Here is a 26,132-nt window from a genome sequence, read left to right on the forward strand (position 1 = left end):
CAGTCCGGTCACCTAGGGTGATCGCCATCGGAACCGGAAGGTCGGGGAGGCGGTCTCGCCATGGGCTGGATCGAGACGGGGAGCGGCGGCTACGCCGTCACGCTGGAGGGCACGCGGGTGCTCTGCCGGAACGCGCAGGGGCGCACGCTCAAGCAGGTGCCGGCGAAACTGAAGGACGACCCGGAGGTCGTGCGGCTGCGGCAGCTCGCCCAGTGGCTGGAGCGGCACGAACAGGAGTGCCGCGAGCAGGTCGACGCGTGGCTGGTGCGGTCGCTGCCGGTTCCGGTGGCCCTGCTGGCCCGGGTGTGGCCGGACCCGGCGTGGCGGGCCGCGCTGACGGACCTGGTGGTCGCGCCGGTGGGCCCGGACGGGGCGGCGGACGTGGCACGGGCCGGGTTCCTGCGGGACGCGGACCCGGAGCGCGGGCTCGGTGTGGTGGACCTGGACGGCGACTCGGTTCGGCTGGGGTCCGCGCAGGGTGTGGAGTCGGTGCTGATACCGCATCCGGTGCTGCTCGACGAGCTGGACGAGCTGCGGGAGTTCGCGGCCGAGCTGGGCGTGGAGCAGGGTGCGGAGCAGCTGTTCCGGGAGGTGTGGCGGCGGCCGGAGACCCGGGACGGGGAGGCCGGCTCGGGGGACGCCGTGGAGGCGTACGCGGGCGGCAGGTTCGAGCAGCTGCGGCACGCCACGGCGCGGGCGACCTCGTACGGCTACCGGGTCCGCGGCGGTCACGCGGTGTGTCCGCTGGTGGAGGACGGCCGGGCGCTGGAGGCGGCGTACTGGCTCGGCGAGGAGTACCCGGACGCGGAGACCTGGACGGGCTCGCTGGAGTGGCGGGACCGGGCGGGGCGGCGGCTGTCGCCGGCCGAGGTGGGGCCGGTCGCCTGGTCGGAGGGCGAGCGGATGGCGGCGCTGGTGTACGCGGGCCGTGTCGTGGACGAGGAGGGGGACGCGCGATGAGCGTGAAGGACGAAGGGCTGCTCCGGGCGGGGGCGGTGCTGCCGGTGGAGGCCGGCGGCGACGGCACGGACGTGCTGACGGCGCGGTCGTACGCGCATCCCGTGCTGGCGGACCGGCCGGTGGTGCGGCTGGTGCCGGAGACGATCGCGGCGGCCGAGGACCTGGCGCTGGAGTATCTGGGCTTCACGGCCGCGCACGCGGCGGAGCGGGTCGGCCGGGTGCGCCGGCAGTCGCTGGGCTTCCCCGCGTGGGCGCTGGTCCACGACCCGGCGAACGGCCACCACGCGCTGGCCGTGGTGAAGGAGATGGAGCGGCTGACCCGGCTGGTCGCGACCAAGCCGGGGCTCGCGAAGGAGGGCTTCGAGGAGATCGGCGTCCGTCTGGACCGCTCGGTGCCGCAGTTCCTGCCCACGTACTACGAGCAGGTCGCCCGGCTGTACCTGGCGGCCGACGCCAAGCAGCAGGCCGCGGTGTTCTTCGGCAAGGCCCGCGCCGCCGAGCAGCGGCACGCCCTCCCGGTGGACGAGGAGCGGGTGCGGGAGGTGTTCCTGGAGTTCGCCGGGGCGGGCGCGCTGACGGCGAAGTCGCTGCGGGACCACGCCAAGACCCTGGCGTCCCGGCTCCCGGCGCCCGAGGCGTACGCGAACTTCCGCGCGCTGTCGCTGGAGCGCTGCGCGGCGGGCCTCGCCCCGTACGCGGGGATGCTGGAGGACCTGCGGCGGCTGGCGAAGGCGGCGAAGCTGGACGCCCGCGCCGAGGAGTGCGCGCTGCTCGCCGAGGTCCTGCCCACCGGGGCGATGAACCGGGCGGCGCCCGGCTTCTGGAAGTCGGCACTGCCCGCGCTGCGGGACCTCGCGGCCGGGGATCCGGCGGTACGGCGCCGGCTGGTGTCGCTGCTGCCGGCGGTGACCGGGGACGACACGGAGGGCTTCGACGCCTCCTGGCTGGAGCTGCTCGACGCCTGCGGGGCGACGGAGCTGCTCATGGACGGCACGGTTCCGGCCGCGGAGTGGCTGGGTGCCTGGACGGAGCACCGGCGGCGCGGCTGGGGCGGCCGCTGCGGCCGGATCGAGGGCGAGCTGACGCTGGTGGAGCGGCTGGCGCCGCGACTGGTCGCGGACGGGACGCCGGTGCGGCTGATCAGCGGGCGCGGCCGGCGGGGCGGGGTCGACCTCGACCTGCTCGACCTGTGTCTGGCGCTGGGCGTGCCGGTGGCGCCGCCGGAGGGTGACACCGGGCGGTTCGGCCTGGACTCCTGGATGCGCGACGAGCGGCCGGGCCGCCGGGACATGGTGGCGCTCACGGCCGACGAGCGGTTCGGGCCGCAGCTGCGGGCCGCGGTCGAGAGCGTCGCGGGGACGAGCGGCGGTTCGGCCCGGCTCCTGGAGGTCGTGGAGCACCCGGCGCTGCGCGGGGTGCTCGCGGGCTGGGTGGCCGACCGGGCGGACGATCTGGAGCGGCCGATCGGACTGCCGCAGGTGAACGAGCAGTTGACCCGCCTGTCGCGGTTCTCCTCGCCGGAGGTGCTGGCCGCGGCCCCGGAGGCGGTGGACCGGATCACGGCGTACTCGCCGGCGACCGCCCTGGAGCGCACACTGCGCGCGGGCGTCCTCGACGAGCTGGGCTGGCCGGCTCTGGAGGAGGGGCTGGCCTCGCTGGGTGACGTCGACCCCAAGGCCCCCGGCGGGCGGCGCAGTCACGGCGAGCGCTGGTACCGGCTCGCGGACTCCTACCCGGCGCTGGTGGTCCGGCTCGGCATGGAGGCCGTGCTCGTCGGCCCGGAGGAGGTCCTGGAGCGGCGCACGCTGTCCCTTCCGGTGCCGCCGCAGAACCGGTGGGACGAGCCGACGATCCGTCATGTCGCCGGCCAGTGGCTGGTGGCGAGCGGTCACGGCGACGCCCGGCGCGCGGTGTGGTCGGGCCGGCCCGCGGACCTGTTCAAGCCGGCCGGGGAGCTGCGCGACGGCTGGGACCACGGGCACCTGCCGTCGCTGGAACTGCCGGACGGCAGCCGCTGCTACGGCGGCCGGCCGGTCCGCACCGGGGACACCTCGTTCGCGGGCGAGCACCGCGCGGTGGCCTCGGACGGCATCTCCGTCTGGGTGCTGCACGAGAACGCGTGGTGGGAGTACGACCCGGCCGCCGCGCGCCGCGGCCGGGCGGCGGCGCCCGGCTTCTTCGACGCGGCCCTGGAGGGCGCGGCCGGGCGGCAGCTGATGGCGCGGGCCTGCCGGCTGCTGCCGGCGGCGCCGGGCATGGAGTCCTCGCCGTTCGGCAGCAAGGACGGCCTGGTCGGCTGGTGGGTCCGCCAGGACCCGAAGTCCGGGACGATGGCGGCCTGTTCGGTGGACGGCACGACGGGACCTGCGGTGCCGGTCGTGGACGGGGCGGACCTGCGGTACGTGACGCACGGGGTCCCGCTGCCGCCGCTGCGGCTGCCCGGGGGCGCGGTGCTGCACCCGCGCGAGTCGGTGCGGTTCGACCGGTTCGTCGAGCTGTACGACGCCGACGGCGTGCTGCTGTCCAAGCACGACCTGGGCGACCGGGGCGGACGCTACGCGGCGGGTACGGCACTGGTGCCGCCGCTGGCGTACTGGCACGCGCTGCGGCCCCGGGACGAGGCCGGCTCGGCGCGGCTGCGGGCGGTCACCGCGGCGGACGCGCGGGCGCTGCTGGACGCGGTCGCCGAGGGCGCCGCTCCGGGCGACGCGGTGGCGCGGGTCCTGCCGGAGCTGACGCACCCCGGGCTGGTCGCGGGCGTGGCCGGGATCGTGGAGTTCGCCGCCAAGTGCGTGGAGCGGCTGGCGAAGCTGGCCGAGAAGGCGGCCGGGGGCCGCGGCCCGGCGCGGGAGAAGCAGAAGGTCCGCGCCCGGACGCGGCACGCCCTGGACGGGCGGCTGATGTCGGCACTGACCGGCCTGGACGAGGGCCTGCACACGAACGCCTGGCTGCCGCACGGCCAGGACGCGGACGCCACGGTGGCGAACGTGCTCCGGCTCGCGGAGGTGCTGCACACGGAGGCGGAGACGGAGGCGGCTACGTCCTCGGCGTCCGACGGGACGTTCGCTTCGGCATCCGGCGGCGTGGTCCGCGAGACCCGCGTGCCCTGGCACTCCTTCCTCGGCGTCGGGGTCGCGAGCCTGCTGGTGCGGGCGCTGTCGCCGCTGACCGGGGAGCAGGACCGGGAGGCGCTGGCCGAGTTCGCGGCCACCCTGCTGGAGGTGACGGCGGACGGCGACGCGGTCCTGGCCGACCCGCGCGGGCGGCTGCGGATCGTCGAACTGCGCTCGCCGTGGGACCCGCAGAACTTCACCGGCGACCAGGAGCACCTGGGCGAGGTCCACCGGGACGGCCGGCGCACGGTGCTGCTCATCGAACGCCGCCGTCTCGCGGACGGCTTCGCGTGGTGGACCGGCGTCGAGTACGACCCGGAGCGCCGTTTCGGCGCTTGGGAGGGCTTCGTCGAGACGGAGTCGCGGGTGCTCGGCGCGGCCGACGACCCGCTGCGCGCCCCGGCGCTGCGCGAGACGCTGCGGCTGCTGCACGAACGCGGGCCGGCGCCGTACCGGCCGGAGCGGACCGTGGAGTTCGCCGAGGCGGCGGGCGTGTCGCAGCCGGGCGCGGCGCTGGTGCTGCTCGGGCTGCCGGGGCTGGTCGGCTGGGGCCGCGAGGGGCTGCTGCCCACCGGCATCCTCGCGACGATGGGCGCGAAGGTCGCCGAGGCGGAGGCCGCGCGGGAGCTCGTCAAGGAGCTGCCGGTGGCCCAACGACGCGAGTACACCGGCCTGTTGCTGCCGCTCGCGGCCGAGGACGCGGAGGCCGTGTGGGAGCACGGCTACGACGTGACGGCGGCCGTGGCGCGCTGGGTCGCGGTGCGCGGCGTGCGGCGGGTGCCGCCGCCGGAGCTGATGGCCCGGGCGAACGCGGAGCTGGCCCCGAGCAAGATGGCCGAGGCGGCGGTCAACCCGGAGGCGCAGCCGGAGCTGACCGGCCGGACGACGCAGCGCATGGTCGAGCAGGCGATGCAGCCGGCCGAGCCGGAGAAGCTGCTCAACGGCATGCAGCTGTACACGTACGTGAAGGCGCTGACCTGGCTGGCGTACCGGCTGCCGTTCGGCGACCCGCTGCGTGCGGTGCTGCCGGTGACGCTGCGGATGCTGCGCGAGCGGCTGTCCGACCCCACGCTGCTGCTCGACCTCCAGCTGAACTGGGCGGACGGCGGCAGGTCCGCCGCGGCCAGGCTGCGGGAGCACCGCGGGCTGCCCGCGCAGGGCGGCACGGACGCGAACGGCGTGATCGAGATCGCCGAGGGACTGGTGCTGAGCCCGATGGAGTACCACGGGGCGTCGGAGCGGGTCTGGGTGCGCCCGGCGGTATTCGCCGGCGGCGACCCGGCCCTCCATCCGACGATGAAGCTCCTGGAGGCCGTCTGCCGCTCCTCGGGTCGGCTGGAGGCGCTGAAGTCCGTGTTCGGCACGGAGTTCGAGACCCTGGTGACGGCCGACGGACCGGCGGGCGCGGCCCAGCATCCGGTGCACAGCGTGCCGGAGCTGGTCGCGGAGGCGGCGGGCCGGTTCGGTCTGTCGGAGGACGCGGCGGCGCTGTATCTGATGGTGCTCGCGCTGCCCGACCCGACGGACCGCAGGCAGGCCGAGTGGACGGGCTGGAAGCCGGCCCGGCTGAAGAAGGCGCGCGCCGAACTGGCCGCGACCGAGCTGGTGGTGGAGGCGAAGCGGGCCCGTGCGGGCCGGTCGCTGTTCCTGCCCGGCGGCTGGCAGGAGGCGAAGGCGCCGCAGCTGCCCATGGAGACCTGGAAGCTGTCGCTGCTGCCGGGCGACGCGTACGCGTTCATCGTGCCGGACCGGCCGGTGGCGGCGCTGTTCGCGGCGGCGTGGCAGCGGGTCGTGGACGGCGACGTGCCGGGTTATGTGGAGTTCGAGGGCCGGGGAGGCAGGCGATGAGCGGGTACGCCGAGGGTGCGCCGCAGGCGCGGCAGGTGGCGCTGGTCGAGGACCGGTACGCGGCGGAGCTGGAGTTCCTCGCCGCGTACGACGACGGGCCGCGGCCGCCGGCGTGGCGGCTGACACCGCGCGCGGTGGTGCTGTTCGTCTGCGGCTCGGGCGACGAGGAGCTGGCCGCGCCCGACGGGCGGCGGATGGCGGTGACGCGCAAGTTCGTCGGCGACCGGGCGCTGGTGGAGCGCTGTGTGGTGACGCTGGCCGGTGAGCGCGGGCTGCTGCTCGTGGGCGAGCCGGGCACGGCCAAGTCGATGCTGTCGGAGCTGCTGGCGGCGGCGGTCTGCGGCAGCAGCACACTGACCGTGCAGGGCACGGCCGGGACGACGGAGGACCAGCTCCGCTACGGCTGGAACTACGCGATGCTGCTGGCCAAGGGCCCGAGCCGGGAGGCACTGGTGCCGTCGCCGGTGCTGACGGCGATGACGCGGGGCGCGGTGGCCCGGGTGGAGGAGATCACCCGCTGTCTGCCCGAGGTCCAGGACTCCCTGGTCTCCCTGCTCTCGGAACGCCGCATGGCGGTCCCGGAGCTGGCGGACGGCGACGGGGCGGGGGACGGCACCGTCCACGCGGCCCCCGGTTTCACCCTGATCGCCACGGCGAACCTGCGTGACCGGGGCGTCTCGGAGATGTCGGCCGCCCTGAAGCGGCGCTTCAACTTCGAGACGGTCGGCCCGATCGGGGACCTGGCGGAGGAGACCGCGCTGGTGCGCCGGCAGGCGACGGCGGCGCTGGCCCGGGGCGGGGCGGGGTTCGCGGTGGACGAGGCGGTGCTGGAGGCCCTGGTGACCGCGTTCCGGGACCTGCGCACGGGACGCAGCGCGGAGGGCTGGGAGGTCGAGCGGCCGTCGACGGTGATGTCGACGGCGGAGGCGGTGCAGGTGGCCGCGTCGATGGGCCTGAACGCGGCGTACCTGGGCGACGGCCGGGACGTGCTGCGCACGCTGCCGGGCCATCTGCTCGGCACGGTCCGCAAGGACGACCCGGCGGACCACGCCCGTCTGCTCGGCTACTGGGACGGCCCGGTCCGCCGCCGCGCCGAGAGCGGCGCGGCGCTGTGGCGCACGCTGTGGGACCTGCGCGATGAGCTCGGCTGAGCTCCCCGGGAAGGCCCTGGACCTGCTGGCGGGGTGCCGCGAGCCGTACCTGATCGGTGTACGGCACCACTCCCCCGCGCTGGCCGCGGCGATGCCGGCGCTGCTGGCGGCGGCCGCGCCGGAGGTCCTGCTGGTGGAGCTCCCCGAGGAGTTCGCGCCCTGGCTCCCGTACGTGGCGGCACCCGGGACGGTGCCGCCGGTAGCCCTGGCCGGGCACGGGGCGGACGACGGCCTGGTGTTCCTGCCGTTCGCGGAGTTCTCCCCGGAACTGGCGGCGATCCGCTGGGCGCGGGAGGCGGGCGTGGAGGTGGTCCCCTTCGACCTCCCGCTGTCCGCGCGGACGGGTGACCGCGACACGGACGCCCCCCGCCTGGGCCTGGCCGAGGCCCTGCGGGCCCGGGCCGGCGACCGCGAGGACCTCTGGGACCACCTGGTGGAGTCCGCCGCGCCCGGCGCACCCCCGGAGACCCTGCGCCGCGCGGCGCTGGCGGTCGGCTGGGCCCTGCGCACGGACTCGGCGACCGTGTCCCCGTACGACCTGCGCCGCGAGTCCCACATGCGCGCCCGCCTGGCGGAGTACGCCGGCCGCCGCACGGCGGCGGTGGTGGGCGCGTTCCACGCACCGGCCCTGGAGGCGGGGGCGGAGGACGCCGGCGGGGAGCCGCACGGCGCGACGGACGCGACGCAGGTCGTGACGTCCCTCGTGCCGTACCGGTACGGGTTGCTGGACGAGCGCTCCGGGTATCCGGCAGGGATCCGGGACCCGGAGTGGCAGCACGGGGTGTATCTCGCCGGGGGCGAACCCGCGGCGCTGGACGAGCTGTTGGTCGGCATGGCCGTGCGGATCTGCGCGGCCGTACGGGAGGCCGGTCACCCCGCGGGGCCCGCCGACGCCCGCGAGGTCGTGCGGATGGCGCGTGACCTGGCGGCGCTGCGGGGGCGCCCGGCGGCCGGGCGCGCCGAGCTGACGGAGGCCGCGCAGTCGGTGCTCACCCAGGGCCGGCTGATGGGCCGCGGCCGGGTCGTGGCGGCCGCCATGGAGCGGACGCTGGTCGGCGACCGGCAGGGCGTGCTCGCGCCCGGCACCCCGCGGTCCGGGCTCGGCCCGGCCGTCGAGGCGCTGCTGGCCGAGCTGTCGCTGCCCCGCCCCGGGGCCCCGGACCGCCGTGAGCTGCGGCTCGACCCGCACCGGGACGCGCCGGACCTGCGCCGTGAACTCGCCCTGCGGCGGCTCGCGGTGTGCCGGGTGACGTACGCGGAGCCGGGCGAGGTCGCGGGCGTGGGCGGCGCGGAGGCGCTGACGACACGGTGGACGGCGGCCTGGTCGCCGTCGACGGCGGCGTCGCTGGATCTCGCGGGGCTGCACGGGGTCACCCTGGAACAGGCCGCGGAGGGCGTGCTGCGCCGCCGCCGGGCGACGCAGGAACGAGCGGGCGGCACGACCGCCGCACAGGCCCTGGAGGCCCTGCGGGACGCGGCGGGCTGCGGGCTCACGGACGCGGCGGCCGAGTGGCTGGCGCTGGTGGCGGCGGTGCTGCCCGCGACGGGCACCCTGCCCGAACTCCTCGACGGCCTCGCCGTGGTGGACGGCCTGCGCGCCGGCCATGTGCCGGGCGTCCCGTCCGGCTGGGCGAAGGCTGAGCTGGACGCGGCGTACGAGGCGCTGGGCGCGGCGGGCGTCCGGGCGCTGGACGGCCTGGCGGGTTCCACGGCCCCGGAGGACGCGCGGGCGCTAGTGGCGCTCGCCTGCCGCACCGACGCGGACCGCGGCGGACTGCGGCTGGCCGACGCGCTGGCCCGCCTGGACGCGGACGGCACCCCGCTGATCCAGGGTGCCGCCGGCGCGGCGCGGGTCCTGCTCGGGCAGCTGGACGCGGCGGCGTTCGGCACCCGGCTCGCGTCCCGCGTGGACGGCGCGACGACGCCGGAACTCCGCACGGACCTGGCCGGGTTCCTGGGCGGCGTCCTGCCGGCGGCGGGCCCGCTGCTGGAGACGTCCGGCCCGCTGGACCCGCTGCTGGAGCGGGTCGAGTTCCTCTCCGACCGTGACTTCCTGACCCGTCTCCCGGCCCTGCGCGCCGGCTTCGACACCCTCCCCCCGGCCGCCCGCACCCGTCTCCTCGCGGTCGTGGAGGACCGCACGGGCGTCGCCGCCGGCACCCTGCAGGGCGATCCGGAGGCTCTGGCCCGCCTGGCGACCGCCGACCTGGCGGGCCGGGAGGCGCTGGGCGCACTGGGGCTCGGAATCGGACTCGGCCTCCCGACGGAGGATGCGGCCGGGACGAGTACGACGCCGTCACCAGCCCTGCCGGATCCGGCGCACACGACGGCACCGCCCGCGGCGCCCACCGGCGCGGAGCTGCCTCCCGGCGAGCGGTGGCGGCTGCTGCTCGGCCGGGGGCGCGGGCTGAGCGGGCGGGCCGGAAGAGTGGCAACCGCGCTCGACGAGCTGTACGGCGGCGGCCGCGGCGAGGGCGCGCGGGGCGAGGAGTACGGCTCCGGCGGCGGTGACGAGGCGCCGTTCCCGGACGTGCGGGCCTGGTCCGAGGAGCTGGCCGCGCTGTTCGGACCGGGCGTCCGCGAGGAGGTGCTCGCCTCGGCCGCGCAGACCGGCCGCCTCGACGCGGCCCTGGAGCTCGACCCCGGGGCCGCCCGTCCCTCCGTCGAGCTGCTGCGCACCGTGCTGTCGTACGCGGGCGGCCTCTCCGAGGACCGGCTGGCCCGGCTGCGGCCGCTCGTCGCCCGTCTCGTACGGGAGTTGACGGACGTACTCGCCCGCCGGCTGCGCCCCGCGCTGACCGGGCTCGCGCACCCGCGCCCGACCCGCCGCCCCGGCGGCCCGCTGGACCTGCCCCGCACGCTGCGGGCCAACCTGGCGACGGCGCGGCGCGACGCGGAGACCGGCGCGGTGACGGTCGTGCCGGAGCGGCCGGTGTTCCGGACCCGGGCCCGGCGGGAGTCGGACTGGCGGCTGGTCCTGGTCGTGGACGTGTCCGGGTCGATGGAGGCGTCGACGGTCTGGTCGGCGCTGACGGCCTCCGTCCTGGCCGGAGTGCCCACGTTGAGCACGCACTTCGTGGCGTTCTCGACCCAGGTCCTGGACCTCACGGACCAGGTGGAGGACCCGCTGGGCCTGCTGCTCGAGGTGCGGGTCGGCGGCGGCACCAACATCGCGCGGGGCCTGCGGCACGCGCGGAGCCTGGTGACGGTGCCGTCCCGGACGCTGGTCGTGCTGATCAGCGACTTCGAGGAGGGCGGGCCGACGGCCCCGCTGCTCGGCGAGGTCCGGGCCCTGGTCGAGGCGGGCTGCCACGTGCTCGGCTGCGCCTCGCTGGACGACGCGGGCCGGCCCCGGTACTCGGCGGGCGTCGCCGGGCAGTTGGTGGCGGCGGGCATGCCGGTGGCGGCGCTCAGCCCCTTGGAGTTGGCCCGCTGGGTCGGCGAGCGGATCGGAGGTGAACGGCGATGACGACGGCTCTTCCCCCGGTGGCCCCGGAGGTCGCAGCGGACGCGCTCGACCTGCTGCCCGCGCGGCTGCGCAAGCGCGTCGACGCGACGGTGACGAAGGCGGCGGCGTGGCCGGTGGAACCGGCGGACGACGGTGCGGGCGTACGGGTGCGCGTGGCCGAGGACACGACGGTGACGCTGACGACGACGGACGGCGTGGTGGCCACGGCGGACGCGGCCGTCTGCAGCTGCCTTCTCTCCCCCGCCTGCCTCCACCGCGCGGCGGTCCTGACCATGGCCCCCCTGGCGGACCCGACCCACGAGCCGCCGACCCACGGAAACGCTCCCGGGGCGGAGCCGGAGAGCCACGCCCCGCCCGACGGGACCGCAGGCCCGGGCATCCCCGAGTCCCAGGCGCTGCCGGACCCCGGCCCGGCCGCCTCCGAGCCCGGCGCCACCGCGCGGGCCGACAAGACAAAGGCCGCCGGAGCACCGTCGGACGCCCCCTCCGCCGCCCAGCTCCAGGCCCTCGACGCCCTGCAGCGGGTCGGGGAGCGGGTGTTGGCGGCCGGGGTCGGGGGGACCGGGGCCGTCGTGCGGGCCGAGTTGGTGCGGGCGGCGCACGGGGCGCGGGTGGCCGGCCTGCATCGCGCGGCCGCCGTCGGGCTGCGGATCGCGCAGCGCGTGGGCGAGGCGCGCGGGGACGACCCCGGGTTCCGGCTGGACGCTCTGGCCGGGGACCTGGCCGAGCTGTTCGCGCTGGCCCTGCGCCCGGCCGACGCGGTCGGGACGGCGCGGCGTACGTACCGCCCGGCCCAACCCCTGCGCCTGACCGGTCTGTTCACCGAGCCGGTGGTCACCGCATCCGGCTACGCGGGCGTCACCACGTACGCGCTCGCCCCGGACGGAACCCTGCACACGCTGGCGGACGTCCGGCCCGGCGGGCCGGACCGCGTCGCGCAGGCGGCGGCCGCGCCGGTGCCGGGCGGATGCGCCCTGGCGCTGCGGGAGTTGGGCGACGGCGGCGGGGTGCTCATGACCTCGCCGAACCTGTCGCACGACGGCCGCGTCGGCGGCGGCACCGGCGTGCGGTCCGTGTCCGTGACGGGGACCGGATGGTCGCAGGAGCCCGCCGCCGCGCTCTGGCGGCGGTCGCCCGCCGAGCAGTTCGCCGCAGCGGACGGCGAAGGCCCGGGCGAGGGGCTGCTGTTCCTGGACGGGACCCTCACCCCGTACGGCCTGGCGGTGACGGGCGGCCCGACGGTGGCCCTGTACGCCCCGGACGAGCGGCCCGAGCTCCCGTACGCGGAGAACCTCCGGCTCCTCGCCGCGCACCCGGGCCTGCGCATACGCCTGATCGCCCGCGTCGTGCCCGGCCGGCCCGGCGGTGTGCACGCCCTCGCGGCGCAGTGGACCGACCGCGCCGGCGACCCGTTCCGCGCCGACCTCGGCCTGCGCCGGATCCACCGCGCCGACCTGCCCGATCCGGCGGCGGGTGCGGCCGGCGATCCGACCGACGGTCCGGTCGGCGCCCCGGTCACGGCGTCCGGTCCCGCCCCCGCCCTCCCCCTGGAACTGGAGCTGTTGCGGCGGACGGTGGAGCGGGCGGTGGCCGGCGGTCGGGTCGTCGGCGCGGCCGGGGACGCGGACCTGCCGCGGCGGCTGCGCGCCGTGGGCCTCGGCACCGGGGCGGAGTGCGCCCGGACGCTGCGCGACACGGCCGCCGACCACCGCCGGGACGCCCTCGGCCGCATGGTCCCGGCGGACCCCGCCGCGTACGCCCGCGCCTGGCTGACGGCCGCCGTGTACGTGGCGGCGGCGACCAGGTCCTGCCTGGCCGCCGCCTGGGCCGGCTGACGTCAGGCCGGCGCGAGCCAGACCCGCAGCGGCGCCGTCGCCGTGAACCCCGCGGCGACGGCGGCCGCCAGCGCGTCCCCGTGCTCGTAGCCGACCACGGGCAGCGCGGGCCGGAGCGCGGCGGCCGCCGTGAGCGTGCCTGCCCACGCCTCGGCCGGGGACACCTCGTCGGTCGCGAACAGGTTCGAGACGCCCACGACGCCCGCGCCCTCGGTCAGGACGGCGCCCGCGAGCACCCGGCCGGAGGACGCGTCGTGGCCCGCGAGGACCGTCGTCGTGGGGTCGGCGAGCAGCTCGGCGCGGAACAGCCCCGCCGCGTCCTCGTCGTCGCCGCGCCAGGCGGCCTCCCAGGCCGCGAGCCCCTCGGCCGTACGGACCTCCGTCCACACCGTCGCCGTCGGCACGGGCGCGGGCGCGCCGGCCGGGCGGTGGATCCACTCGGCCTCGAAGAGCGGCACGAAGCCCTCGCCCGTCAGGTCCAGCGTCGCGTAGCTGTCCTTCACCGAGGCGTACGGGGTGCCGCGGTCGATCCCGGCCAGTACCTCGCCGGCCGTCGCGTCCGCCGTCAGCGTGATCGCGTCCGGGTAGTACAGCGGGGTCCGGCGGGCGTTGGTCCACGCCCGGGCGCCGAAGACCCCCGGCCGGCCGTGCGCCCGGCACATCGCCTCGCACCAGACCGCGTTGTTCCGCACGGCGCTTTCCACATCGTCACTCGTCGGTTTCACGGCCGTGATCATGGCAGATCTTCGCCTTCCGGTCTCCACCTCCCCTCCCCCTCTTTCATTTCATGGAATACATTTTCCGCATCGCGACAACTTCCGGCAGAACCCCCTCCTGAAAGGACCCTCCATGACCACACCCCGCGCGCTGGCCCGCCGGGCCACCGCCGAGTTCGTCGGCACCGCCGCCCTGGTGGCCGTCGTCATCGGCTCCGGCCTCCAGGCCGGCGCGCTCAGCCCCGACACGGGCGTCCGGCTGCTGGCCAACTCGCTCGCCTCGGCCATCGGACTCGCCCTGCTCGTCGCCCTGTTCGGACCCGTCTCGGGCGGCCATCTCAACCCCGTGGTCACCCTCTCCGAGTGGTGGTCGAACCGCCGCACCACCCGCCCCCGCGACGCCGCCGCCTACATCGCCGCCCAGCTCGCCGGCGCCGTCACCGGCGCGCTGCTCGCCGAGGCGATGTACGGCCGGACCCCCGGCACCTGGTCCACCCAGGTCCGCACCGGCAACCACCTGCTGCTCGGCGAGATCGTCGCCACCGCCGGGCTCGTCCTGCTCATCCGCGGCCTGCAGCGGATCGACCGCGCCGCGCTCGTCCCGGTGGCCGTGGGCGGCTACCTCGCGGCGGCGATCTGGTTCACCTCCTCCGGATCCTTCGTGAACCCCGCCGCCACCGTCGCCCGTTCGTTCTCGGACTCCTTCACCGGCATCGCCCCCGGCTCGCTCCCCGGCTTCGTCGGCGCCCAGCTCACGGGCGGCCTCCTCGGCATCGCCCTCGCCACCGTCCTGTACGGACCCCACGACGGACCCCAGGACCGGGCGGCGGCCACCCCGCAGTGAACCGCGCGGCCGGAATCGACGTCGGACCATGTGGACGAACACGAACCTTCGGGAGGACTCCGCATGACAGGCATACGGGACCGGCTCCGCACCGCCCTGGAGCGGGCCCGCACCGGCCGCATCCCCCGCCGCACCCGGCGCCGCGCCGTGCAGGCCGTCATGCTCGGCACCGCCCTCGCGCTCGCCCCCGCGACCTGGATGCACCTGACCGCCGACGGCCGGCTCCGCACCGCCGCCGACGTGCCCGCCCAGGACGTGGCCGTCGTCTTCGGCGCCGGCCTGTGGAAGGGCCGGCCGACCCCGTACCTCGCGCACCGCCTCGACACCGCCGCCGAGCTGTACCGCTCCGGCAAGGTCAAGGTCGTCCTGGTCACCGGCGACAACAGCCGGATCGAATACGACGAGCCCGACGCCATGCGTGCCTACCTGACCGAGCGCGGCGTCCCCGACGGCCGGATCGTCAGCGACTACGCCGGATTCGACACCTGGGACTCCTGTGTCCGCGCCAAGAAGATCTTCGGCGTCGACCGCGCCGTCCTCGTCACCCAGGGCTTCCACATCCGCCGCGCGGTCGCCCTCTGCGACGCCGCGGGCGTCGAGGCGTACGGGGTCGGCGTAGCCGAGCCGCTCGACGCGACCTGGTACTACGGCGGCACCCGCGAGCTGGCCGCCGCCGGGAAGGCGGCCCTCGACGCGGCCGTCAAGCCCGACCCGCACTTCCTCGGCGACCGCGAAACGGGCGTGACGAACGCCCTGGCCTCCGCCACTGCCGCCACCACCGCCGACTGAGCCCCCTCACCTGCCCCGCCCCCGCGAACAGAGCAGCTCGCACCCCGCTCGTAATGCGCCGCGTCGTCGCCCGTAACACGGCCGTCGCACCCTGACAGGCATGTCCGATGTCACCGCCGCCCCCACCCACTGCCCCTACTGCGCCCTGCAGTGCGGCATGTCGCTCCGTCCCACCGGCGCGCCGGAGCTGCCTGTCGAGGTGGTCGAGCGGTCGGACTTCCCGGTCAACCGGGGCGCGCTGTGCGGCAAGGGCCGCACCGCCCCGGCCGTGCTCTCCTCCCGGGTCCGGCTCACCGAGCCCCTGGTCCGATGCCCTGACACAGGCCGGCTCGAACCCGCCACCTGGGAGGAGGCTCTCTCCGCCGTCGCCGACGGGCTGCGCCGGACCCGCGCCGACCACGGTCCGGATGCCGTGGGGGTCTTCGGCGGCGGCGGACTCACCAACGAGAAGGCGTACCTGCTGGGCAAGTTCGCCCGGCTGGTGCTCGGCACCTCGCAGATCGACTACAACGGCCGCTTCTGCATGTCCTCCGCGGCGGCCGCGCACCACCGGGCCTTCGGCCTCGACCGCGGCCTGCCGTTCCCGCTCGCCGACATCCCGAAGTCCGGCTGTGTGATCCTCGTCGGCTCCAACCTGGCCGAGACCATGCCGCCGGCGCTGCGCTACCTCACCGAGCTGAAGGAGAACGGCGGCCGGCTGATCGTCGTCGACCCGCGCCGCACCCGTACCGCCGAGCAGGCCGATCTCCACCTCGCGCCCCGCCCCGGCACCGACCTGGCGCTCGCCCTCGGCCTGCTGCACCTGGTCGTCGCCGAGGGACGGGTGGACGAGGAGTTCGTCGCGGCCCGCACCGACGGCTGGGAGGCCGCCCGGGCCGGCGCGATGGCGCACTGGCCCGAGCACGTGGAGCGGATCACCGGCGTCCCGGTCCCCCAGCTGCGCGCGGCCGTCGAGCTGTTCTGCGACGCGCCCTCCGGCATGGTCCTGACCGCCCGCGGCCCCGAGCAGCAGTCCAAGGGCACGGACACCGTCGGCGCGTGGATCAACCTCTGCCTGGCGACCGGAAAGGCGGGCCGTCCGCACTCCGGCTACGGCTGCCTCACCGGCCAGGGCAACGGCCAGGGCGGCCGCGAGCACGGCCAGAAGGCCGACCAGCTGCCCGGCTACCGCAAGCTCGACGACCCGGCCGCCCGCGCGCACGTCGCCGGGGTGTGGGGGGTCGCCCCGGAGTCGCTGCCCGGGCCGGGCCGGAGCGCGTACGAGCTCCTCGACGCGCTCGGCGGCGAGGTGAAGTCGCTGCTCCTGATGGGCTCCAACCCGGTGGTCTCCGCGCCGCGCGCCGCGCACATCGAGGAGCGGCTGCGCTCGCTGGACTTCCTCGCCGTCGCCGACGTCGTCCTCTCCGAGACCGCCGCACTCGCCGACGTCGTCCTACCGGTGACGCAGTGGGCCGAGGAGACCGGCACCACCACCAACCTGGAGGGCAGGGTGCTGCTGCGCCGGCAGGCGCTCACCCCGCCCGCGGGCGTCCGCAGCGATCTGCAGGTGATGAACGGGCTGGCCGCGCTGCTCGGCTGGGAGAAGGGCTTCCCCGCCGACCCCGAGGAGGTCTTCGAGGAGCTGCGCCGCGCGTCGGCCGGCGGCCCCGCGGACTACTCCGGCATCAGCTACCGCCGGATCCGGGAGGAGGACGGCGTCTTCTGGCCCTGCCCGGCGGGACCGGAGGAGACCGCGCCCGAACACCCCGGCACGCCGCGCCTGTTCCTCGACCGGTTCGCGACCGCCGACGGCCGGGCCCGGTTCGTGCCCGTGGTGCACCGCGCCGCCGCCGAGGAGACGGACGCCGAGTACCCGGTGGTCCTGACGACCGGCCGGGTGGTCTCCCAGTACCAGTCCGGGGCGCAGACCCGCCGGGTGGACGAGCTCAACGCGGCCGCCCCGGGCTCCTTCGTGGAACTGCACCCGCGGCTCGCCGAACGGCTGGGGGTGGCCGAGGGCGAGCGGGTCGCGGTGGTCTCGCGGCGCGGCCGGTCGGTGGCCCCCGCGCGGATCACCGCGGCCATCAGGCCGGACACGGTCTTCATGCCGTTCCACTGGCCGGGCGAGGGCCGGGCGAACACGCTCACCAACCCGGCCCTCGACCCCGTCTCGCGGATGCCGGAGTTCAAGGTGTGCGCGGTCCGTCTGGAGCGCGCCGACGCGGCGGCGGTCCCGGACGCCCCGGCCGCCTGAACCAGTCCCCGCCCTCGATCAGCGGCCCCGGCCGGGCTCCCGGGGCCGCGAAGTACACCCAGGCGGGGACGGCCGCGCCGTCCCGCAGCCGCAGCACGTCGCGGCGCTCCCGCTCGTACAGGTTCCGCGGGTGGCCGGGCCCGAAGTAGTCCTCGAGCCGGTCCAGTACGGCCAGCAGCTCGCCGTACGCGCCGGGCGCCGCGGTCACCAGCTCCCCGGCGATCCGGCCGTCGCCGGGGGTCGCGTACGGGTAGCCGGGGCCGTCGTACAGGAGCGCGCCGGCGAGCCTGGCGGGCTCCTCGGCGGCGGTGCGGCCGAGGAGGAAGCGGTCGTGGTTGGGCTCGCCGGGGCGCAGCGTCCCGTACACGAAGAACGGCAGTTCCCGCACGGGCTCTCCCTTCAGAGGTGCTTCGCCCTCACCGTACGCGCGGCGGCCCTCCCCCTCGCCCTCACCCTCACCCTCACCCTCACCCGGTGTACGGGACCCGGGACTTGGCGTCCTTCAGGGCGCGCGCCCACCAGGCGAGCTGGTCGAGCAGGGACTTGGCGGCGGCCTCGGCGGCGGCCGGGTCCTTGTGCGCGCCGTCGTCGCCGAACTGGGCGCCGGCGTTCGGGAAGGAGACGGCGTCGCGGACGGTCACGGCGTGCAGTTCGGCGAAGACCTGGCGGAGGTGCTCGACGGCGCGCAGACCGCCGGAGATCCCGCCGTAGGAGACGAAGGCGACCGGCTTGGCCTGCCATTCGCCGTAGTGCCAGTCGATGAGGTTCTTCAGGCCGGCCGGGTAGGAGTGGTTGTACTCGGGCGTGAGGACGACGTACGCGTCGGCGGCGGCGAGCCGGGGCGAGACCCCGGCGAGTGCGGCGCGGGTGGCCTCGTCCGGGTTCCAGGAGTGGGCGGTCGGCAGGTCGTGCGCGGCCACGTCGACGACGTCGACGGTGAAGTCGGGGCGCTCGCCGACGCGGGAGAGGAACCAGTCGGCGATGACGGAGCCGAAGCGTCCGGCCCGGTTGGAGCCGATGACGAGGGCGAGCTTGAGGGGTTCGGCAGCGGTGGCGGAAGGCGTCATGATGTCCATGCCGGAGAGCTTGCGACCTCAACCTTGCTTGAGGTCAAGCCCCGCCCGACACTGTCGGGACATCACCCGCACCGCCTACCGTGGAAACATGACAATCACCCCCGTACACGTCGAAATCGACGGTCGGCCCGTCGCCGATCCGGCGCTGACCGCCTCGCTGATGAGCGGGTACGGCCACTTCACCGCACTACAGGTGCGCGGGGGCCGGACGCGCGGCCTGGCGCTGCACCTGGCGCGGCTCGACGGCGCGCACCGGGAGCTGTTCGGCGCGGGCCTGGAGGCGGCCCGTCTGCGCCCGCTGATCGGGCGGGCGCTGCGCGGCTCCGGACTGCGGGACGCGTCGCTGCGGGTGTACGGGTTCGAGAACGCGGTCGCCGTGACGGTGGCCGAGCCGTACGTGCACGACTCCTCGCCGCAGCTGCTGATGTCGGTGCCGTACGTGCGTCCCGCGGCGCACCTCAAGCACCTGGGCGGCTTCGGGCAGGCGTACCACCGGCGGGCGGCGGCCCGCGCGGGCTTCGACGAGGCGCTGCTGACCGGGCCGGACGGAGCGGTCGCGGAGGGCGCGATCACGAACGTGGCGTTCTGGAACGGCGAGCAGCTGATCTGGCCGTCGGCGCCGCACCTCACCGGCGTCACGATGGCCCTGCTGATGCGCCGGCTGCCGTCCGCGCTGCGCCCGGTGACACTGGCGGACCTGCCGTCGTTCCGCGCCTGCCTGGTGACGAACTCGCGCGGCATCGCCCCGGTGAGCCGGATCGACCGGGTCACGTACCCGGTGAACGAGGAGCTGATGGCCCGGGCGCAGGGCGCGTACGAGCAGGTCCCCTGGGACCCGTTCGACTAGCCGACCGCCGCCTCCCTCCCCCGCGGCCCGTTCGGCGACACGCCGCCGGTTCCCGTCACCCGTTCGGGACAGGGCCGCCACGAACTCCGACACATCCGCTCTGACCTGCGACGATTCCAGGTCGACAAGCCGACACGCCGACACGATCGGCGTAATCTGACCCTCCATCAGCAGGCGTGCGCGCCGGGCTGCGCCTTACCTCGGATCAAGGACACCCGACCGTCGCGCGCCCCGGAGGAACCCATGCGCACCACTGCCCGCCTGCTCACCACAACCGCGCTGTCGGTCGTCGCGATCGGCGCTCTCGGCGCACCCGTGGCGCTCGCCGGGGACGTCCAGACGCTGGAGATCAACCCGGCCACGGCCCAGCCGGGCACGACGGTCACCGTCAACACGCTCGCCTGCGGCCACAACGGGCGCGGCGTCGGCGACGCCAACTCGCTCGGCGCCGGCGAGTTCCAGCTGCATCCGAGCACGCACAAGGAAGTCGTGGTCGGCCAGTTCACCGTCCCGCAGCACACCAAGCCGGGCACCTACGGCATCTCGGTGGCCTGCGACAACGGCAAGACCGCCTCCGGCGACCTGGTGGTCAAGCACCAGGGCGGGCAGCCGAGCGGTCACGTGAAGACCGGTGTCGGGGGCAGCGTCGGCCCCGACACCGCCCAGGTCACGGCGGGCGTGGCGGTGCTGGCCGCGGCCGTCGTGGGCGGTACCTGGCTCCTGCGTCGCCGGGCGAGCGGCACGCAGGACGGGTAGCCGGGACCGGCGGCAACGGCCGTCCCGCACACCGCCCGCCCCGCCCCCGCCGCGCGCCCGCAACGGCCCGTCGGGGGCGGGGCCGTATCCCGCCGACGACCCCGTCCATGACCCTCGAGGACGACAGCGTGAGCAGCAACAGAAGCAAGGGCTGGGGCATAGCGGTCGCCGCGCTGGTCGGCCTGTGGCTGGTCCAGAACGGCTCCGAGGACGTCACCCCGCCGATTCCCACCGCGGCGCAGGCCTTCGCCGCGGGCGGCGACTTCCACACCGACGCGGCCGCGGACCCGCTGCCGCCGTCCGAGCCGGTCCGGCTGCGGATCCCGAAGATCGAGGTGGACGCCCCGGTGTCCCGGCTCGGGCTCGGCGCGCAGGGCTCGCTGGACGTGCCGCCGGCCGACGACCCGAACCTGGCCGGCTGGTACCAGGACGGCACCCCGCCCGGCGCGAAGGGCACCGCGCTCGTCGCCGGGCACGTCGACAACGCACAGGGCCCGGCGGTGTTCTACGCGCTCGGCGCGCTCCAGAAGGGTCACCGCATCGAGGTGCTGCGGAAGGACGGCCGTACCGCGGTGTTCACCGTGGACGCGGTCGAGGTGTACGACAACGACGCCTTCCCGGACCGGAAGGTATACGGCGACCGCGGCCGCGCCGAGCTCCGCGTCATCACCTGCGGCGGCGGATTCGACAAGAAGTCCGGCGGCTACCAGGGCAACGTGGTCGCCTTCGCCCACCTCATCGGGGTGCGCTGAACCGGCGGGCCGGGCCCGTCACGCCCACTGGTCGAAGGCGAGCTTCGCGACCAGCGAGAAGACCACGAACAGCAGCACCCCGCGGACGAACTCCGCCCCCTTGCTCAGCGCCATCCGCGCCCCGATCATCGCCCCCGCCAGGTTGAACACGGCCAGGATCGCCGCGAGCTGCCACAGCACCGTGCCCTGGTAGGCGAACATCACCAGCGCGCCCGCGTTGGTGCAGACGTTCACGATCTTCGCGGTGGCCGACGCCGTCACCAGGTCCAGGTGGAGCACCGCGGTCAGGCCCAGCACCAGGAACGTCCCGGTGCCCGGCCCGAACATGCCGTCGTAGAAACCGATCCCGCCGCCGACCAGCAGGATCGCCGTGACCACCCGGGCCCGGGTCAGCTCGCGCCGCTTGTCCGCCGCCTGCGTGCCGAACGACGGCTTGAACATCACGAACGCGGCGACGCCGACCAGGACCACCATGATCAGCGGCCGCAGCACGGCCTCGTCGATCCCGGCCGCGAAGAACGCCCCGGCGGTGGAGCCGCCGAGCGCCGCGAGCCCGACCTTCACGGCCGTCCCGACGCTCACCGGGGCCTTGCGCACGTACGTGACCGCGGCCCCGGACGTGCCGACGATCGCCAGCGCCTTGTTGGTGCCGAGGGCGTAGGTGTGGTGCAGGTTGGGCAGTCCGAGCAGCAGCGCGGGGAGCATCACCAGCCCTCCCCCGCCGACCACCGCGTCGATCCAGCCGGCCACGAGAGCGGCGGCGCAGAGCAGAAGCAGCGTGGTCAGCGATATGTCAGGCACGATCAAGACTTTAACTGCTGACCCCACCGCCCCGGCGGCACTCCGTGCCAGAACCTCACACCCGGGTGGCCCGCACACTGAGGTCAGCGTTCCGTACGGGAAACAGTCGGGATGCCGTCGGGTAACACCGGGCCCGCACTCTTCCGGGTATGAGTACACGGATCGTGGTGGTCGGGGGCGGAACGGCGGGCGCCCGGCTCGCCCAGCGCCTGCCCGTCACCCTGCTCGGCGAAGAGCCGCACGCACCGTACAACAGGGTGCTGCTCGCCGACGTCCTGGCCGGCCGGTACGCGCCCGAGGTCATCGCGCTGCCGGACGCCCGGGAGCCGGTGCGGCGCGGTGTGCGGGCCGTGCGGATCGACCGGGCGGCACGGTTCGTGGAGTGCGCGGACGGCTCCACCGTCCCGTACGACCGGCTGGTCCTGGCCACCGGCTCCAACCCGGTGCTGCCGCCGCTGCGCGGTCTGCGCGGCTCGGCGCTGCCGTCCGGCGTCCACTCCTTCCGGACCCTCGACGACTGCCTGGAGCTGCGGGACCTGGTACGGCCCGGGATCCGGGCGGTGGTCATCGGCGGCGGGCTGCTCGGCGTCTCCGCGGCCCGCGCGCTCGCGGCACGGGGTGCCGAGGTGATGCTGGCGCAGCAGGGCGAGCGGCTCATGGAGCGCCAGCTCGACGCGCAGGCGTCGGCGCTGCTCCAGGAGCACGTGGAGTCCCTCGGCGTCGAGGTGCACACCGAGTGCCGGGTCAGCGGCCTGCGGCAGCGGGACGGCGCGGTCACCGCGGTCGAGCTGGCGAACGGCTTCGTGCTGGACGCCCAGGTCGTCGTCCTGGCCTGCGGGGTCCGCCCCCGGGTGGCCCTGGCGCGCGAGGCGGGCCTGGAGGTCCGCACGGGCGTCGTCGTCGACGACGAACTGCGCACCTCGGACCCGCACATCCACGCCATCGGCGACTGCGCGGAACACGACGGCCGGGTCTACGGCCTGGCAGGCCCGGCCCTGGACCAGGCGGACGTCCTGGCGGACGTCCTCCTCGCGGAGGCGCCTGCGGCGCCCCGCTACACCGGCACCCGCGCCCTCACCCGGCTCACCCTCTCCGGCGTCGACTCGCTCGACCTCGCCGCGTTCGGCGAGACCACCGCCCTGCCCGGCGACGACGTCGTCCAGCTCACCGACGCCACCCGGCGGGTCTACCGCAAGGTCGTCGTCCGCGGTGACCGTCTCGTCGGCGGCCTGCTCCTCGGCGATCTCGCCTCGGTCGGCACGCTCGCCCGGGCCTGGGAGGGCGACGAGGCCCTGCCCGACGCCCCCCTGCTCCACCTGCTCACCCATGACGGAGGCTCCTGATGACGCACACCCCCACCATCGTCCTGGTCGGCCACGGAATGGTCGGCCAGCGGTTCCTGGAGGCGCTCGCGGACCGGGGCGTCACCGAGCGGGCGCGGGTCGTGGTGCTCTGCGAGGAGCCCCGGCCGGCCTACGACCGCGTCCAGCTGACCTCGTACTTCTCCGGGAAGACGCCCGAGGACCTGTCCATGGTCGAGGCCGGCTTCATGGAGAAGTACGGCATCGAGCTGTACGTCGGTGACCCGGCGGAGACGATCGACCGCGCCGCCCGCACGGTCACCGCCCGCTCCGGGCAGGTGTTCGCGTACGACACGCTGGTCCTCGCCACCGGCTCCTTCCCCTTCGTGCCGCCGGTGCCCGGAAAGGACGCGCGCGGCTGCTTCGTCTACCGGACGATCGAGGACCTGCTCGCCATCGAGGAGTACGCGCAGACCGTCACGACCGGCGCGGTCGTCGGCGGCGGCCTGCTCGGCCTGGAGGCGGCGGGCGCGCTCAAGGGCCTCGGCCTGGACACCCACATCGTCGAGTTCGCCCCGCGCCTGATGCCGGTGCAGGTCGACGAGGGCGGCGGCGCGGCGCTGCTGCGCACCATCGAGCAGATGGGCCTGACCGTCCACACCGGCACCGGGACCCAGGAGGTCGTGACCGAGGACGGTCGCGTCACCGCGATGAAGCTCTCGGACGGCTCCGAACTCGCCACCGAGATGGTCGTGTTCTCGGCCGGTGTGCGCCCCCGCGACCAGCTCGCCCGGGACTGCGGCCTGGACGTGGGCGAGCGCGGCGGCATCGCCGTCGACGCGCACTGCCGTACCTCCGACCCCGCCGTGTTCGCGATCGGCGAGTGCGCGCTGGCCACCGACGGCCGGGTGTACGGTCTGGTCGCGCCCGGCTACGAGATGGCGCAGACCGCGGCGACGGTCATCGCGGACGAGGCCCTGGACGGGGACGGATTCACCGGCGCGGACCTGTCCACCAAGCTCAAGCTGCTCGGCGTGGACGTCGCCTCCTTCGGCGACGCGCACGGCACGGCCGAGGGCTGCCTGGACGTCGTGTACTCCGACTCCCGCTCCGGCATCTACAAGAAGCTCGTGGTCGACACCGAGGGCGTGCTGCTCGGCGGCGTGCTGGTCGGCGACGCCGAGCAGTACGGGCTGCTGCGCCCGCTGACCGGCTCGGTGCCGCCGGTCTCCCCCGAGCAGCTGGTGCTGCCGGCCGGCGCGGGCGCGCCGGTCGCGCTGGGCCCGTCGGCGCTGCCGGACGACGCGGTGATCTGCTCCTGCCACAACGTCACCAAGCACGCGATCACCCAGTGCACCTCGCTGCCCGAGGTGAAGAAGTGCACCAAGGCCGGCACCGGCTGCGGCGGCTGCGTGAAGGTGATCGAGAAGCTGCTCCCGGAGAAGACCGACAAAGGGCTCTGCGGCTGCTTCTCCTACACCCGCAGCGAGCTCTACGAGATCGCTCGCACTCTGCGGCTGACCTCCTTCGCCGCGCTGCTCGACTCGCACGGCCGGGAGGAGGCCCGCGGCGGCGACGGCTGCGAGATCTGCAAGCCGACCGTCGCCTCGATCCTCTCGAGCCTCAACAACGGCTACATCCTGGACGGCGAGCAGGCGTCCCTGCAGGACACCAACGACCACCACCTGGCCAACCTCCAGCGCAACGGCTCGTACTCGGTCGTGCCGCGCATCCCCGGCGGTGAGATCACCCCGGAGAAGCTGATCGTGATCGGCGAGGTGGCCCGCGACTTCGGGCTCTACACGAAGATCACCGGCGGTCAGCGGATCGACATGTTCGGCGCCCGGGTGGACCAGCTGCCGGCGATCTGGACCCGCCTCGTCGACGCGGGCTTCGAGTCGGGGCACGCGTACGGCAAGTCGCTGCGCACGGTGAAGTCCTGCGTGGGGCAGACCTGGTGCCGCTACGGCGTGCAGGACTCGGTGAAGATGGCGATCCAGCTGGAGCTGCGCTACCGCGGCCTGCGCTCGCCCCACAAGCTCAAGTCGGCGGTCTCCGGCTGTACCCGCGAGTGCGCGGAGGCGCAGTCGAAGGACTTCGGCGTGATCGCCACGGCCAACGGCTGGAACCTGTACGTCGGCGGCAACGGCGGCGCGATCCCGCGCCACGCGGACCTGCTCGCGCAGGACCTGTCGGACGCCGAACTGGTGCGGCTGATCGACCGGTTCCTGATGTTCTACATCCGTACCGCGGACCGCCTGGAGCGCACCTCGACCTGGCTGGAGCGCCTGGAGGGCGGGCTCGACCACCTCCGGGACGTGGTGGTGCACGACTCGCTGGGGCTCTGCGACGAGCTGGAGGCCCTGATGGCCGCGCACGTCGCGGACTACCAGGACGAGTGGGCGCAGACCCTGGACGACCCGGAGCGGCTGCGCCGGTTCGTGTCCTTCGTGAACGCCCCGGACGCGCCGGACCCGTCGGTCCGGTTCGTGCCGGAGCGCGACCAGATCAAGCCCGACCTGACCGTTCTCACCCTCGGATCCACCCGCCTGGAAGGAGCCTCGGCCTGATGAGGATCGAACTCTCCCACGACACGACCGCCGACACCTGGATGCCGGTCTGCGAGACCTCGCGGCTGACGCCGGGACGGGGCGTGGCGGCACTGCTGCCGGACGGCCGGCAGGCGGCCCTGTTCACGGACCGCGCCGGACGGACGTACGCGATCGAGAACCGTGACCCGTTCACCGGGGCGCAGGTGCTGTCCCGGGGCCTGCTCGGCTCGGCGGGCGGGCGGCCGTTCGTGGCCTCCCCGCTGCTGAAGCAGCGCTTCGACCTGGAGACCGGGAAGTGCCTGGACGACGACGAGGTGTCGGTGGCGGTCTTCCCGGTGCGCACGGTCTGAACGGAGTCCGCACGGACGGCTTTTACTTGACCGTGCGTTCCAGATGGCCGTAGGTTTGAACGCGTGGCCAGGACCAAGGAATTCGATCCGGACGCCGCGCTCCAGGCAGCGCTCGAACTGTTCTGGAGACGCGGCTACGAGGCGACGACGATGTCGGACCTCGTCGAGCACCTCGGGATCGGCCGCGCCAGCATCTACGCGACCTTCGGCAACAAGCAGGACCTGTACCTGAAGGCGCTCGACCGGTACACCCGGGCCACCGGCCCCGTCCTGACCGCCGAGCTCGCCGAGCCGGAGAGCGGTCTGGAGGCCGTACGGCACGTGGTGCGGCGGTTCGCCGCCGAGGCGGGGTCGGACGAGGTCCGGTTCGCCGGCTGTTTCGTCACCAACACGGCGGCCGAACTGGGCGCGCACGACGAGGTGCTGGCCCGGCGGGTGGAGCGGAGCTGGGAGCAGCTCGAGACCCTGCTCCACGCGGCCCTGGTACGGGCCCGCGCCCGGGGCGAACTGCCCGCCGACCGGGACCCGCAGGCGCTGGCCCGGATGCTGGGCGTGATGCTGCAGGGCATCCGGCTGGTCGGCAAGGCGTCGAGCGATCCCGCTCGGGTCCGCGACGCGGCGGAACAGGCACTGGCCCTGCTCGACTGATCGCACCTGCTGCACGACAAGAGGACGAGGCGCTTCGCGGCGCCTTTTCTTCGGCCTTCATTCTGGAACGTACGGTCAAGAAAACGGGAGA

At 75.3% G+C, this 26,132-nt stretch carries 19 protein-coding genes; 15 read left to right on the forward strand and 4 right to left on the reverse strand.

Translation table 11 applies throughout. The features are described from left to right. Positions 1 to 60 precede the first annotated feature (60 nt). The 5 genes from ABZO31_RS10065 to ABZO31_RS10085 are packed head-to-tail and all read left to right on the forward strand — an operon-like array spanning position 61 to position 12,376. Positions 61 to 960, forward strand: a complete 900-nt coding sequence (locus ABZO31_RS10065; RefSeq protein WP_406860778.1) for a DUF4132 domain-containing protein — start codon at positions 61 to 63, stop codon at positions 958 to 960. After that, on the forward strand, positions 957 to 5,921 hold the full coding sequence (locus ABZO31_RS10070) for a hypothetical protein (RefSeq protein WP_406860779.1): 4,965 nt from the start codon (positions 957 to 959) through the stop codon (positions 5,919 to 5,921). Before ABZO31_RS10065 ends, ABZO31_RS10070 begins: the two co-directional genes overlap by 4 nt. Then, positions 5,918 to 7,072: an ATP-binding protein gene (locus tag ABZO31_RS10075; protein ID WP_406860780.1), complete on the forward strand. Its 1,155-nt coding sequence runs from the start codon at positions 5,918 to 5,920 to the stop codon at positions 7,070 to 7,072. Before ABZO31_RS10070 ends, ABZO31_RS10075 begins: the two co-directional genes overlap by 4 nt. Further along, positions 7,059 to 10,541 (forward strand): DUF5682 family protein, encoded by a 3,483-nt coding sequence (locus ABZO31_RS10080; RefSeq protein ID WP_406860781.1) that lies wholly within the window; start codon positions 7,059 to 7,061, stop codon positions 10,539 to 10,541. Before ABZO31_RS10075 ends, ABZO31_RS10080 begins: the two co-directional genes overlap by 14 nt. Further along, a complete protein-coding gene (locus ABZO31_RS10085) occupies positions 10,538 to 12,376 on the forward strand; it encodes a hypothetical protein (RefSeq protein WP_406860782.1) in 1,839 nt (612 codons plus the stop codon). Before ABZO31_RS10080 ends, ABZO31_RS10085 begins: the two co-directional genes overlap by 4 nt. A 2-nt stretch (positions 12,377 to 12,378) precedes the next feature. Here ABZO31_RS10085 and ABZO31_RS10090 read toward each other — a convergent pair whose 3' ends face one another. Next, complete coding sequence (locus tag ABZO31_RS10090) at positions 12,379 to 13,101, reverse strand: hypothetical protein (RefSeq protein ID WP_406860783.1); 723 nt, start codon at positions 13,099 to 13,101, stop codon at positions 12,379 to 12,381. Between the two features lie 124 nt (positions 13,102 to 13,225). Between ABZO31_RS10090 and ABZO31_RS10095 the strand changes: the two genes are divergently transcribed. The 3 genes from ABZO31_RS10095 (at position 13,226) to ABZO31_RS10105 (ending at position 16,958) form a co-directional block, all read left to right on the forward strand. Next, positions 13,226 to 13,936, forward strand: coding sequence for an aquaporin (locus ABZO31_RS10095; protein ID WP_406860784.1), 711 nt, complete (start codon positions 13,226 to 13,228; stop codon positions 13,934 to 13,936). Between the two features lie 63 nt (positions 13,937 to 13,999). After that, positions 14,000 to 14,725 carry a SanA/YdcF family protein gene (locus tag ABZO31_RS10100; RefSeq protein ID WP_406860785.1) on the forward strand — a complete coding sequence of 242 codons (726 nt, stop codon included), beginning with the start codon at positions 14,000 to 14,002 and terminating at the stop codon, positions 14,723 to 14,725. A 100-nt stretch (positions 14,726 to 14,825) separates the two neighbouring features. Beyond that, positions 14,826 to 16,958 carry a molybdopterin oxidoreductase family protein gene (locus tag ABZO31_RS10105; RefSeq protein ID WP_406860786.1) on the forward strand — a complete coding sequence of 711 codons (2,133 nt, stop codon included), beginning with the start codon at positions 14,826 to 14,828 and terminating at the stop codon, positions 16,956 to 16,958. Here ABZO31_RS10105 and ABZO31_RS10110 read toward each other — a convergent pair. After that, positions 16,891 to 17,346: a gamma-glutamylcyclotransferase family protein gene (locus tag ABZO31_RS10110; protein ID WP_406860787.1), complete on the reverse strand. Its 456-nt coding sequence runs from the start codon at positions 17,344 to 17,346 to the stop codon at positions 16,891 to 16,893. The two genes, ABZO31_RS10105 and ABZO31_RS10110, sit on opposite strands and share 68 nt — an antisense overlap. Positions 17,347 to 17,425: 79 nt before the next feature. Beyond that, positions 17,426 to 18,034 carry an NADPH-dependent FMN reductase gene (locus tag ABZO31_RS10115; RefSeq protein ID WP_406860788.1) on the reverse strand — a complete coding sequence of 203 codons (609 nt, stop codon included), beginning with the start codon at positions 18,032 to 18,034 and terminating at the stop codon, positions 17,426 to 17,428. Between the two features lie 88 nt (positions 18,035 to 18,122). On the opposite strand from ABZO31_RS10115, the gene ABZO31_RS10120 reads away from it, so the two are divergent. The 3 genes from ABZO31_RS10120 (at position 18,123) to ABZO31_RS10130 (ending at position 20,389) form a co-directional block, all read left to right on the forward strand. Then, the gene (locus tag ABZO31_RS10120; protein ID WP_406860789.1) at positions 18,123 to 18,881 is read left to right on the forward strand and encodes an aminotransferase class IV; all 759 of its coding nucleotides are present in this window, start codon (positions 18,123 to 18,125) and stop codon (positions 18,879 to 18,881) included. 243 nt (positions 18,882 to 19,124) lie between these two features. Further along, positions 19,125 to 19,637, forward strand: a complete 513-nt coding sequence (locus ABZO31_RS10125; RefSeq protein WP_406860790.1) for a hypothetical protein — start codon at positions 19,125 to 19,127, stop codon at positions 19,635 to 19,637. A 107-nt stretch (positions 19,638 to 19,744) separates the two neighbouring features. After that, positions 19,745 to 20,389: a class F sortase gene (locus tag ABZO31_RS10130; protein ID WP_406860791.1), complete on the forward strand. Its 645-nt coding sequence runs from the start codon at positions 19,745 to 19,747 to the stop codon at positions 20,387 to 20,389. Between the two features lie 18 nt (positions 20,390 to 20,407). On the opposite strand, the gene ABZO31_RS10135 is transcribed toward ABZO31_RS10130, so the two are convergent. Then, complete coding sequence (locus tag ABZO31_RS10135; RefSeq protein ID WP_406860792.1) at positions 20,408 to 21,190, reverse strand: TSUP family transporter; 783 nt, start codon at positions 21,188 to 21,190, stop codon at positions 20,408 to 20,410. Positions 21,191 to 21,339: 149 nt separating this feature from the next. On the opposite strand from ABZO31_RS10135, the gene ABZO31_RS10140 reads away from it, so the two are divergent. The 4 genes from ABZO31_RS10140 to ABZO31_RS10155 all read left to right on the forward strand — a co-directional run bounded on the left by ABZO31_RS10140 (position 21,340) and on the right by ABZO31_RS10155 (position 26,041). Further along, a complete protein-coding gene (locus ABZO31_RS10140) occupies positions 21,340 to 22,533 on the forward strand; it encodes an NAD(P)/FAD-dependent oxidoreductase (protein ID WP_406860793.1) in 1,194 nt (397 codons plus the stop codon). After that, on the forward strand, positions 22,533 to 25,061 hold the full coding sequence (gene nirB, locus ABZO31_RS10145; RefSeq protein ID WP_406860794.1) for a nitrite reductase large subunit NirB: 2,529 nt from the start codon (positions 22,533 to 22,535) through the stop codon (positions 25,059 to 25,061). Before ABZO31_RS10140 ends, nirB begins: the two co-directional genes overlap by 1 nt. Beyond that, entirely contained in the window at positions 25,061 to 25,393 is a 333-nt protein-coding gene (gene nirD, locus ABZO31_RS10150) for a nitrite reductase small subunit NirD (protein WP_406860795.1), read from the forward strand. Before nirB ends, nirD begins: the two co-directional genes overlap by 1 nt. Positions 25,394 to 25,456: 63 nt before the next feature. After that, on the forward strand, positions 25,457 to 26,041 hold the full coding sequence (locus ABZO31_RS10155; protein WP_406860796.1) for a TetR/AcrR family transcriptional regulator: 585 nt from the start codon (positions 25,457 to 25,459) through the stop codon (positions 26,039 to 26,041). Positions 26,042 to 26,132: the final 91 nt, after the last annotated feature.

It is taken from the genome of Streptomyces solicamelliae, assembly GCF_045348655.1.
Classification (GTDB): Bacteria; Actinomycetota; Actinomycetes; order Streptomycetales; family Streptomycetaceae; genus Streptomyces; species Streptomyces solicamelliae.

Bases quoted from the DNA above. Each gene is read 5' to 3' on its own strand.
- ABZO31_RS10065 (WP_406860778.1), top strand. From the start codon at position 61: ATGGGCTGGATCGAGACGGGGAGCGGCGGCTACGCCGTCACGCTGGAG.
- ABZO31_RS10125 (WP_406860790.1), top strand. From the start codon at position 19,125: ATGCGCACCACTGCCCGCCTGCTCACCACAACCGCGCTGTCGGTCGTC.
- ABZO31_RS10115 (WP_406860788.1), bottom strand. From the start codon at position 18,034: ATGGACATCATGACGCCTTCCGCCACCGCTGCCGAACCCCTCAAGCTC.
- nirB (WP_406860794.1), top strand. From the start codon at position 22,533: ATGACGCACACCCCCACCATCGTCCTGGTCGGCCACGGAATGGTCGGC.
- ABZO31_RS10105 (WP_406860786.1), top strand. From the start codon at position 14,826: ATGTCCGATGTCACCGCCGCCCCCACCCACTGCCCCTACTGCGCCCTG.
- ABZO31_RS10075 (WP_406860780.1), top strand. From the start codon at position 5,918: ATGAGCGGGTACGCCGAGGGTGCGCCGCAGGCGCGGCAGGTGGCGCTG.
- ABZO31_RS10080 (WP_406860781.1), top strand. From the start codon at position 7,059: ATGAGCTCGGCTGAGCTCCCCGGGAAGGCCCTGGACCTGCTGGCGGGG.
- ABZO31_RS10100 (WP_406860785.1), top strand. From the start codon at position 14,000: ATGACAGGCATACGGGACCGGCTCCGCACCGCCCTGGAGCGGGCCCGC.
- ABZO31_RS10085 (WP_406860782.1), top strand. From the start codon at position 10,538: ATGACGACGGCTCTTCCCCCGGTGGCCCCGGAGGTCGCAGCGGACGCG.
- nirD (WP_406860795.1), top strand. From the start codon at position 25,061: ATGAGGATCGAACTCTCCCACGACACGACCGCCGACACCTGGATGCCG.
- ABZO31_RS10070 (WP_406860779.1), top strand. From the start codon at position 957: ATGAGCGTGAAGGACGAAGGGCTGCTCCGGGCGGGGGCGGTGCTGCCG.
- ABZO31_RS10120 (WP_406860789.1), top strand. From the start codon at position 18,123: ATGACAATCACCCCCGTACACGTCGAAATCGACGGTCGGCCCGTCGCC.
- ABZO31_RS10095 (WP_406860784.1), top strand. From the start codon at position 13,226: ATGACCACACCCCGCGCGCTGGCCCGCCGGGCCACCGCCGAGTTCGTC.
- ABZO31_RS10140 (WP_406860793.1), top strand. From the start codon at position 21,340: ATGAGTACACGGATCGTGGTGGTCGGGGGCGGAACGGCGGGCGCCCGG.
- ABZO31_RS10130 (WP_406860791.1), top strand. From the start codon at position 19,745: ATGACCCTCGAGGACGACAGCGTGAGCAGCAACAGAAGCAAGGGCTGG.